At 65.7% G+C, this 9366-nt stretch carries 8 protein-coding genes; 2 read left to right on the top strand and 6 right to left on the bottom strand.

Features of this window, described 5'->3' with window-relative positions; genetic code table 11:
• Positions 1 to 117 precede the first annotated feature (117 nt).
• The 4 genes from folE2 to HWX07_RS17500 all read right to left on the bottom strand — a co-directional run bounded on the left by folE2 (position 118) and on the right by HWX07_RS17500 (position 4242).
• Positions 118 to 927 (bottom strand): GTP cyclohydrolase FolE2, encoded by an 810-nt coding sequence (folE2, locus tag HWX07_RS17515; RefSeq protein WP_006486446.1) that lies wholly within the window; start codon positions 925 to 927, stop codon positions 118 to 120.
• Positions 928 to 1081: 154 nt separating this feature from the next.
• The gene (gene dxs / locus HWX07_RS17510) at positions 1082 to 2986 is read right to left on the bottom strand and encodes a 1-deoxy-D-xylulose-5-phosphate synthase (protein ID WP_012338492.1); all 1905 of its coding nucleotides are present in this window, start codon (positions 2984 to 2986) and stop codon (positions 1082 to 1084) included.
• An 81-nt stretch (positions 2987 to 3067) separates the two neighbouring features.
• Complete coding sequence (locus HWX07_RS17505; protein WP_006479426.1) at positions 3068 to 3952, bottom strand: polyprenyl synthetase family protein; 885 nt, start codon at positions 3950 to 3952, stop codon at positions 3068 to 3070.
• Positions 3949 to 4242 (bottom strand): exodeoxyribonuclease VII small subunit, encoded by a 294-nt coding sequence (locus HWX07_RS17500; protein ID WP_006479428.1) that lies wholly within the window; start codon positions 4240 to 4242, stop codon positions 3949 to 3951. Before HWX07_RS17500 ends, HWX07_RS17505 begins: the two co-directional genes overlap by 4 nt.
• Before the next feature lie 269 nt (positions 4243 to 4511).
• Between HWX07_RS17500 and HWX07_RS17495 the strand changes: the two genes are divergently transcribed.
• Together HWX07_RS17495 and HWX07_RS17490 are read left to right on the top strand one after the other, a co-directional pair.
• A complete protein-coding gene (locus HWX07_RS17495; RefSeq protein ID WP_124632571.1) occupies positions 4512 to 5618 on the top strand; it encodes an aromatic ring-hydroxylating dioxygenase subunit alpha in 1107 nt (368 codons plus the stop codon).
• A 117-nt stretch (positions 5619 to 5735) separates the two neighbouring features.
• Positions 5736 to 6605 carry a sulfurtransferase gene (locus HWX07_RS17490; protein WP_124632572.1) on the top strand — a complete coding sequence of 290 codons (870 nt, stop codon included), beginning with the start codon at positions 5736 to 5738 and terminating at the stop codon, positions 6603 to 6605.
• A gap of 69 nt (positions 6606 to 6674) precedes the next feature.
• On the opposite strand, the gene HWX07_RS17485 is transcribed toward HWX07_RS17490, so the two are convergent.
• Together HWX07_RS17485 and HWX07_RS17480 are read right to left on the bottom strand one after the other, a co-directional pair.
• Positions 6675 to 7550, bottom strand: a complete 876-nt coding sequence (locus HWX07_RS17485) for a dienelactone hydrolase family protein (RefSeq protein ID WP_011548153.1) — start codon at positions 7548 to 7550, stop codon at positions 6675 to 6677.
• 367 nt (positions 7551 to 7917) lie between these two features.
• The gene (locus HWX07_RS17480) at positions 7918 to 9252 is read right to left on the bottom strand and encodes an NAD(P)/FAD-dependent oxidoreductase (protein ID WP_006479436.1); all 1335 of its coding nucleotides are present in this window, start codon (positions 9250 to 9252) and stop codon (positions 7918 to 7920) included.
• Positions 9253 to 9366 lie beyond the last annotated feature (114 nt).

Here is a 9366-nt window from a genome sequence, read left to right as displayed (position 1 = left end):
CCGCATGCCGCGCTGAAATACAAAACGCCCGATGCGGTGCATCGGGCGTTCTAGCGTCTGAATACTGTCAACCTATTCCAGGACTTGACAGCAGAACAAAATGCCGCAGTCGCGGCGTTATGCGGCCTGCCGCTTGTCGCGTTCGATCAACGCATACGCGCTGTGATTGTGGATCGACTCGAAGTTCTCGGCTTCGAGCACGTAAGCAACCACCCGCTCGTCCGCATCGAGACGTTGCGCGACGTCGCGCACCAGATCCTCGACGAACTTCGGGTTCTCGTATGCACGCTCGGTGACGAACTTCTCGTCCGGACGCTTCAGCAGCCCCCACAGTTCGCACGACGCTTCCTCTTCCGCGATGCGGATCAGCGCCTCGACCGGCAGATCGGCGGCCAGCTCGGCATCGATCGTCACGTGCGAGCGCTGGTTGTGCGCGCCGTACTGCGAGATCTTCTTCGAACACGGGCACAGGCTCGTGACCGGCACGAGCACCTTCAGGAACAGGCGCGTGTCGCCGTTGCGGCTTTCGCCCGCGAGCGTCACTTCATAGTCGAGCAGGCTCTGCACGCCGGACACCGGCGCCGTCTTGTTCACGAAATACGGGAACGTGACTTCGATGCGGCCGGCCTCGGCTTCGAGCTTTTCGAGCATCGACGCGAGCATCGCGCGGAAGCGCTCGACCGTCAGCGGCGCGCGATTTTCTTCGAGCAGCGCGACGAAGCGCGACATGTGCGTGCCCTTCTGATCGGCCGGCAGACGGACGTCGAGATTCCAGACACCGACGGTCGGTTGCACGTCGCCGCTCTCGGTGCATACCGTCAACGGATGCCGGACCGCCTTCACGCCCACACGCTGAATCGGAATCTGGCGGGTATCCACCGTGCTCTGCACGTCGGGCATCACGAAGGCGGGATTCATCTGGTTCATCTTGTTCAATCCTTGTAAGCCGCGCGTTCGACGACGCGCACGCCGCGTCATGCGGCAGCCGGAAAAGCAACATGGGCCCGCAGGCCCATGTTTTCCGCATCAATGAAGACCGGTTGCGCCAGTCGCACCGACGCCGCCCGCAGGCGGCGCCAGCTTATGCGACGCGCTTCGCGTGGCCGGCGACATCGGCCGCCGGGCTCAGGAAGCGTTCGCGAATCGACTTCGCGATGCCCGCGCCGTCGAGGCCGCATTGCGCCAGCAGCTTCGCGTGGTCGCCGTGGTCGACGAACTGGTCAGGGAGGCCCAATTGTAGTACGGGTCGGATAACCCCACTCTCCATCAGGGCTTCGACGCAGGCCGAGCCCGCGCCCCCCATCACGCAGCCTTCCTCGACCGTGACGAGGTAGTCGTGCGTTTCGGCCAGCTCGCGCACGAGCGCCGCATCGACCGGCTTCACGAAGCGCATGTTCGCGACCGTTGCATCGAGTTCCTCGGCAGCGGCGAGCGACGGTGCGACCATCGTGCCGAACGCGAGGATCGCGACGCGCTTGCCTTCCGGCTGCGACGTGCGGCGACGCACTTCACCCTTGCCGAGCGGGATCTCGGTGAACTCCTTCACCGTCGCCACGCCCGTGCCCGCGCCGCGCGGATAACGCACCGCGGTCGGGTTCGGCTGCTGCAGCGCCGTGTGCAGCATCTGGCGGCATTCGTTCTCGTCGGATGCGGCCATGATCGTCATGTTCGGGATGCAGCGCATGAACGCGAGATCGTATGCGCCCGCATGCGTCGCGCCGTCCGCGCCGACGAGGCCCGCGCGATCGATCGCGAACACGACCGGCAGATTCTGCAGCGCGACGTCGTGGATCAACTGGTCGTACGCACGTTGCAGGAACGTCGAGTAGATCGCGACGACGGGCTTCAGCCCTTCGGTCGCGAGACCGCCCGCGAACGTCACCGCATGCTGCTCGGCGATACCGACGTCGTAGTAGCGATCCTTGAAGCGCTTCTCGAACTCGACCATGCCCGAGCCTTCGCGCATCGCGGGCGTGATGCCCACCACGCGCGTATCGCGCTCGGCTTCGTCGCACAGCCACTCGCCGAACACCTGCGTGTAGGTCTTCTTCGCAGGTGTGGTCGACGGCTTGATGCCTTCGGCCGGGTTGAACTTGCCGGGGCCGTGATAGAGCACCGGATCGGCTTCGGCGAGCTTGTAGCCCTGGCCTTTCTTCGTCACCACGTGCAGGAACTGCGGGCCGCGCAACTCGCGGATGTTCTGCAGCGTCGGGATCAACGAATCGAGATCGTGACCGTCGATCGGGCCGATGTAGTTGAAGCCGAATTCCTCGAACAGCGTGGCCGGCACGACCATGCCCTTCGCGTGCTCCTCGAGCTTGCGCGCGAGTTCGAGCACCGGCGGCGCCACGCTCAGCACGCGCTCGACGCCCGCGCGCGCAGCCGCATAGAAGCGGCCCGACATCAAGCGGGCGAGATGGCGATTCAGCGCGCCGACCGGCGGCGAGATCGACATGTCGTTGTCGTTGAGGATCACGAGCAGCTTCGCATCTTCCGACACGCCCGCGTTGTTCATCGCCTCGAACGCCATGCCGGCCGTCATCGCGCCGTCGCCGATCACCGCGATCGAGAAGCGGTCGTCGCCGTTCAGCTGGCTGCCGATCGCCATGCCGAGCGCGGCCGAGATCGACGTGCTCGAGTGCGCGGTGCCGAACGTGTCGTATTCCGACTCGCTGCGGCGCGGAAAGCCCGAGATGCCGTCGTACTGACGCAGCGAATGCATCTGGTCGCGGCGGCCCGTCAGGATCTTGTGCGGGTAGGTCTGGTGTCCCACGTCCCAGACGATGCGATCGTTCGGCGTGTTGAACACGTAGTGCAACGCGATCGTCAGCTCGACCGTCCCGAGGTTGGACGACAAATGGCCGCCCGTCTTCGACACGCTGTCGAGCACGAACGCGCGCAGTTCATCCGCGAGCGGTTGCAGTTGGCGACGATCGAGGCGGCGTAAATCCGCCGGGTCGTCGATGGTTTTCAGCAAGTCGTACATCGTCGTTCCATTGTAGGAAATCAAACGCGCCCGCATTCTTTTGCACGCACCGTAGCGTGTGCGCGGCGGCGGGCTTTCGCGTCAGCTGACCCGGTTCACTACCAGGTCGGCAAGTTCGGCCAGACGCTGTGCGCGTGCGCCGAACGGTTTCAGCGCGTCGTGCGCTTCCGCGCGCAGCTGCGCTGCCAGCTCGCGCGACGCCTCGAGACCGAGGATCGATACGTAGGTCGGCTTGTCGTTCGCCGCGTCCTTGCCGGCCGTCTTGCCGAGCGTCGCCGAATCGGTCGTGACGTCGAGAATGTCGTCCACGACCTGGAAGGCCAGACCCACGGCCCCGGCGTAAACATCCAGCGCGGCCATCGTTTCCGCCGACGGCGTCTCACCGGCCAGCGCGCCCATCCGCACGGCCGCGCGCAGCAATGCGCCCGTCTTCATCCGGTGCATCGTCTCGAGCTGTTCGCGCGTCAGCTTCAGGCCGACGCTCGCGAGATCGATCGCCTGCCCGCCGGCCATGCCGATCGAGCCGCTCGCCAGCGCGAGCTCGCGCACGAGCGCCGCCTGCTGCACCGGCGACAGCGCATCGGCGTCGGTCAACGCCACGAACGCCTGCGACTGCAGCGCGTCGCCGACCAGCAGCGCCGTCGGTTCGTCGTACTGCACGTGCACGGTCGGCTTGCCGCGGCGCAGCGCGTCGTCGTCCATGCACGGCATGTCGTCGTGCACGAGCGAGTAGACGTGGATCATCTCCAGCGCCGCCGCCGCGGCATTGCGTGCCGCCTCCGTCGCACCGGTCAGCTCGCCTGCCGCATGGCACAGCAGCGGGCGAACGCGCTTGCCGCCACCGAGGACCGCGTAGCGCATCGCCTCGTGAAGTTTCGCGGGCATCGCGGTTTCAGCCGGCAGATAGTGGCCAAGTGCGTCCTCGACACGGTCAAGCACGGACCGCATCCATTGTTCGAATGTCATAGATCGTCGTCTTCGCCGTCCGTGGCGGCCGTTCCGGACGAAAGCGGCTTCAGCGTCGCGCCGTCGAGCACGCGAACCTGCTGCTCCACTTTCTCGAGCTGCTGTTGGCAAAACGCAACGAGGGTCGCACCGCGGCGATACGCCGCCAGTGAATCCTCGAGGCTCAACGCGCCGCCTTCCATCCGGGCAACCAGCGTCTCGAGTTCCGCGAGCGCCATCTCGTAATTGTCCGGCAACGGTTCGGTGCCATTGCCGGGCGGCGTGGCGCCTGGGGATGCGGTTTTCGCCATGGACGAGGTGTCAAATTTCAAAACAAGTCGGACATTCTACGGCAAAAGAGAATTTTCCGACCTGCCGTCGTGGGCGCCCGCGCACAATTCCGGCCCCATCTACAACGCACAGTGTGCGCCTTTCGACGGCCGCCCGACAAAAAATTGACACAAATCAGGCACTTAATCCTAGCCTTGCGGGGCGAACCGGGTATAATTCCCCGTTTCCCTAAATCGATTTTTCGATGGTTGGGTTGTTCACTGCTTTCACGCTAACACCGGGAGTGGGAATGTCCAATCTGAGCGATGCGCTTCAGTTGAAGTCGGCCCACAGCCAGCTTCCAGTCACTGCATATTTCGATGAGGCGCTACTCGAGCGCGAGATCGAAACCCTCTTCAAGAAAGGACCTCGTTACGTCGGGCACGAGTTGATGGTGCCCGAGGCGGGGGATTATTTCGCGCTGCCGTCCGAGCAGGAAGGCCGCGTGCTGGTCCGCAACCAGACGAACCAGATCGAACTGCTGTCGAACGTGTGCCGCCACCGGCAAGCGATCATGCTCAACGGGCGCGGCCGCACGCAGAACATCGTGTGTCCGCTGCACCGCTGGACGTACGACCTCGAAGGCGAGTTGCTCGGCGCACCGCACTTCCCCGACAAACCGTGCCTGAACCTCGGCAAGAGCCCGCTGCAGAACTGGCAGGGGCTGCTGTTCGAGGCCGAGGGCCGCAACGTCGCGCGCGACCTCGCCAACCTCGGCACGAAGCATCACTTCGACTTCTCCGAGTACCTGTTCGATCACGTGGAAGTGCACGAGTGCGATTACAACTGGAAGACGTTCATCGAGGTCTACCTCGAGGATTATCACGTCGTTCCGTTCCACCCGGGCCTCGGCAGCTTCGTGTCGTGCGACGATCTCAAATGGGAGTTCGGCGACTGGTACAGCGTGCAGACGGTCGGCGTGCACAACGCCCTCGCGAAGCCGGGCAGCGCGACTTACCAGAAATGGCACGAGCAGGTGCTGAAGTTCCGCAACGGCGTGCCGCCGGAGTTCGGCGCGATCTGGATGGTCTACTACCCGGGCCTGATGATCGAGTGGTATCCGCACGTGCTGGTCGTGTCGTGGCTGATCCCGCGCGGGCCGCAGAAGACGACCAACATCGTCGAGTTCTATTACCCCGAGGAAATCGCGCTGTTCGAGCGCGAATTCGTCGAGGCCGAGCGCGCCGCCTATATGGAAACGGCCGTCGAGGACGACGAGATCGCGATGCGGATGGACGCAGGCCGCCGTGCGCTGATGGCGCGCGGCGAGTCGCAGGTCGGCCCGTATCAGAGCCCGATGGAAGACGGGATGCAGCACTTCCACGAGTTCCTCCGCCGCCACCTCGGCGACCTCTGACGGCGGATGCGGCGCTTTGACGCCGCCCGGCCTCCGGCAAACGAAAAGACGGGCTTCGGCCCGTCTTTTTTTGTTTAGACTTGGAGTGTCAGGCCATTTGCACTCGAGGGAGCCGTCATGCCACACACTCATTACACCACGCTCATTTCCGCCGCCAATCTCGCCGAGCGCCTGGCCGCGGCGCCCGGCAGCGTGGCACTGTTCGACTGCCGCTTCGATCTCGTCGATCCCGCAGCCGGCGAAACCGCCTACGCGGCCGGCCACCTCCCCGGCGCGCAATATCTTCATCTCGACCGCGACCTGTCGGGCCGCAAGACGGGCACCAACGGCCGCCATCCGCTGCCGACCCGCGACGCGCTCGCGACGCTGCTCGCCAGCCGCGGCCTCAAGCAGGGCCAGCAGGTCGTCGCGTACGACGCGCAGGGCGGCGCCTATGCGGCACGCCTGTGGTGGCTGTTGCGCTGGCTCGGTCACGATTCGGTTGCGGTGCTCGACGGCGGCCTGCAGGCCTGGGAAGCAGCCGGCCAGCCGCTGACGACCGACGTGCCGCAACCGGTCGCCGGCGACTTCCGCTCGGCCACGCCGCTCGAATCGACGGTCGATGCAGCGGCCGTGCTCGCGAACGTGTCGTCGCCTGCGCGCGTCGTGATCGATGCACGCGCACCGGACCGCTATCGCGGCGAGAATGAAACGATCGATCGGGTGGGCGGCCATATTCCCGGTGCGCGCAATCGCTTCTTCAAGGACAACCTGACTGCCGACGGCCGCTTCAAGACCGGCCATGAATTGCGCGAGGCATTCGCCACCGTGCTGGCCGGCACCGAGCCGAATCGCGTGATCCTGCAATGCGGCTCCGGCGTCACCGCCTGCCACAACGCGCTGGCACTGGAAGTCGCGGGCCTGCACGGCGCGTCGCTGTACCCCGGCTCGTGGAGCGAATGGAGCGCCGATCCGTCGCGGCCGATCGCGACCGGCCCGAATCCTTGAGCACCCGCGCGGCGCGACGACGATGAAACGGCGGCCGATGCCGCGGCGGTAGTTGCCGCCGCTCGTCGTTTACATCACGCCGTACTTGTGAAACCACTCGATCGCGCGCTTCCAGCCGTCCTCGGCATCGCCTTTCACGTAACTCGGCCGATAGTCGGCGAAGAACGCGTGGCCGGCATCCGGATACACGACGATTTCCGATTCGCGCGCGAGCTTCGAATCGCTCGTCTGGATCGCCTTGCGCATGTCCGCGAGCGACGCCTGCGTGATGTTCTGATCCTTCTCGCCGTACAGCCCGAGCACGGGCACCTTCAACGACGATGCATGATCGACCGGGTTGAACGGCGTCATCTCGTCGGTCTTGCCTTCGACGAACCCGTACCACGCCACGGCGGCCCGCACGTGCGGATTGTGCTCCGCATACAGCCACGCCTGGCGACCGCCCCAGCAGAACCCGGTCACGCCGAGGCGCGTCAGGTCGCCGCCGTTCTTGCCGGCCCATGCGACGGTCGCATCGAGATCCTCGGTAACCTGGCGGTCCGGTACCTTGCTGATGATGTGGTCGTACAGTTCCTTCATCGTCGGATACTTCGCCGCGTTGCCCTGCCGGGCGAACAGGTCGGGCGCGATCGCGAGATAGCCGAGCTTCGCGAAGCGCCGGCAGACATCCGCGATATGCGCGTGCACGCCGAAGATCTCGTGAATCACGATGACGACCGGCAGGTTCGTCTTGTCGACCGGCTGGGCGCGATAAGCCGGCACGCTCGCATCGCCGGAGCGGATCTCGATGGTGTCGACGTCCAGCCCGGTGCTGTCGGTCGTGACCGTCTGCGCCGACACGGGCAGCACGGCCGCCGCGAAGGTGCCGCCCAGCGCGGCCTGCATGAACTTGCGGCGCGAGAACGGGACATGGGGGACCAGGCTGTCGACTTCGGGTTTCAACATGAATGCACTCCTCGATTGGGCGCCGCCGTCACGCTCGCGGATACGGCATGACGGGGCATCGCACCGGCACGCGGTGCGGATGTCGCGGCGGTTGGCACCCCGCCGCAAACGAAAACCCGGACAAGATGCCCAATAATCCGTTGTCGCGTCAACTGTCAGATGTGTAAGACTCGATTACGACGCGTGGCGGCGATCGAACCGATCATCGCGCGACAGCGCGCCGGCCGCCTGCCGAATCGCCGCGCGGTGGCGCGTATCGAGCATCGTCGCGCGACCGAATCGTTGCGAACCGAAAAGAAAACGGGCGGCGACACGCACGACATGCGCATTCCCCGCCCGCTCCACACGCGAGTATGCAAGCGCGCGATCAGTGCAGCTTGACACGCGGCAGCGTCGTGCGCCGCAGCCAGTGCGCGACCGTGTCGAGCATCATCCGCGGATAACCGTGCAGCGCCGCGATGTGCAGCCGGTACAGCGACATGTACATGAAGCGCGCGAACAGCCCTTCGATCAGCATGTTGCCGCCGATCAGCCCGCCCATCAGGTTGCCGACTGCGCTGAAGTGGCCGAGCGACACGAGCGAACCGAAATCGCGATACGTGAACTCGGGCAGCGGGCGCCCTTCGAGCCGACAGCTGATCGCCTTCAGCAGGAAACTCGCCTGCTGGTGCGCCGCCTGTGCGCGCGGCGGCACGTTGCGTTCGTTGCCCGGCCAGGCGCAGGCCGCGCAATCGCCGAGTGCGAACACGTTGTCGTCGGTGAAGGTCTGCAGCGTGCGGCGCACGTCGAGCTGACCGAGCTTGTTGACCTGGAGGCCGTCGAGATGCGAGAGCACGGACGGCGCCTTGATGCCGGCCGCCCAGACCGTCAGGTCGGCGCGCACTGCCTTGCCGCTCGCGGTATGCACGAACCCGGGCGCCACCTCGGTCACGCGCTCGCTGAGCATCAGCCGCACGCCGAGCTTCTCGAGCAGTTCGGCCGTCGCCGCCGACACGCGCTCCTGCAGTGCCGGCAGGATCCGCGGCCCTGATTCGATCAGCACGATGCCGACGTCATGGCGCGGATCGAGCTTGTGCAGCCCGTACACGGACAGCACCTGCGCGGTATTGCGCAGTTCCGCGGACAACTCGACGCCCGTCGCGCCGCCGCCGACGATCACGACCTGGATGCGCGGCTCGGCCGACTCGCCTGGCACGCTCGGCGCCGGCGCCTGATGCTCGGCGCGCATGCATGCCGCGATCAAGCGCTTGCGGAAGCGTTCGGCCTCTCCGACCGTATCGAGCGCGATCGCGTTTTCCGGCGCACCCTGCACGCCGAAGAAGTGCGTCGTGCTGCCGATCGCGATCACGAGCGTGTCGTATTCCAGCTCGCGCGCCGGCAACAGCTCCGCGCCGTCGCTGTCGTTGAGGGGCGACAGCGTGACGCGCTTCGCCGCGCGGTCGAGCCCGGTCAGCTCGCCCTGCTGGAACTCGAAGCCGTGCCAGCGCGCCTGCGCCGCATATTCGAGTTCCTGCGTGAACGGGTCCATGCTACCGGCCGCGACCTCGTGCAGCAACGGTTTCCAGATGTGCGTCGGATTGCGGTCGACGAGCGTGACGAGCGCACGCGCGGGACGATTGCCGCGCGCGCCGTAACGGTCGCCGAGCCGCGTCGCCAGTTCCAGGCCGCCGGCACCTCCGCCTACGATGATGATCCGATGCATCTGATTCCCCCTTTGCGATTCGAAACTGCTGCCGCCGGATGAAGCAAACGCGATGCACCCGCGCCGCCCGGTGGATTAACCGGTTCGGACATCATCGATGTGCAGTTCGAAGCA

This window comes from Burkholderia sp. BCC0097, from assembly GCF_902832985.1.
GTDB classification, from domain to species: Bacteria; Pseudomonadota; Gammaproteobacteria; order Burkholderiales; family Burkholderiaceae; genus Burkholderia; species Burkholderia orbicola.
The sequence above is the reverse complement of the archived record's forward strand: the minus strand, read 5'-3'. Positions and strand labels throughout refer to the sequence as shown.

Bases quoted from the DNA above. Each gene is read 5' to 3' on its own strand.
- folE2 (WP_006486446.1), bottom strand. From the start codon at position 927: ATGAACCAGATGAATCCCGCCTTCGTGATGCCCGACGTGCAGAGCACG.
- HWX07_RS17500 (WP_006479428.1), bottom strand. From the start codon at position 4,242: ATGGCGAAAACCGCATCCCCAGGCGCCACGCCGCCCGGCAATGGCACC.
- HWX07_RS17505 (WP_006479426.1), bottom strand. From the start codon at position 3,952: ATGACATTCGAACAATGGATGCGGTCCGTGCTTGACCGTGTCGAGGAC.
- HWX07_RS17490 (WP_124632572.1), top strand. From the start codon at position 5,736: ATGCCACACACTCATTACACCACGCTCATTTCCGCCGCCAATCTCGCC.
- HWX07_RS17485 (WP_011548153.1), bottom strand. From the start codon at position 7,550: ATGTTGAAACCCGAAGTCGACAGCCTGGTCCCCCATGTCCCGTTCTCG.
- dxs (WP_012338492.1), bottom strand. From the start codon at position 2,986: ATGTACGACTTGCTGAAAACCATCGACGACCCGGCGGATTTACGCCGC.
- HWX07_RS17495 (WP_124632571.1), top strand. From the start codon at position 4,512: ATGTCCAATCTGAGCGATGCGCTTCAGTTGAAGTCGGCCCACAGCCAG.
- HWX07_RS17480 (WP_006479436.1), bottom strand. From the start codon at position 9,252: ATGCATCGGATCATCATCGTAGGCGGAGGTGCCGGCGGCCTGGAACTG.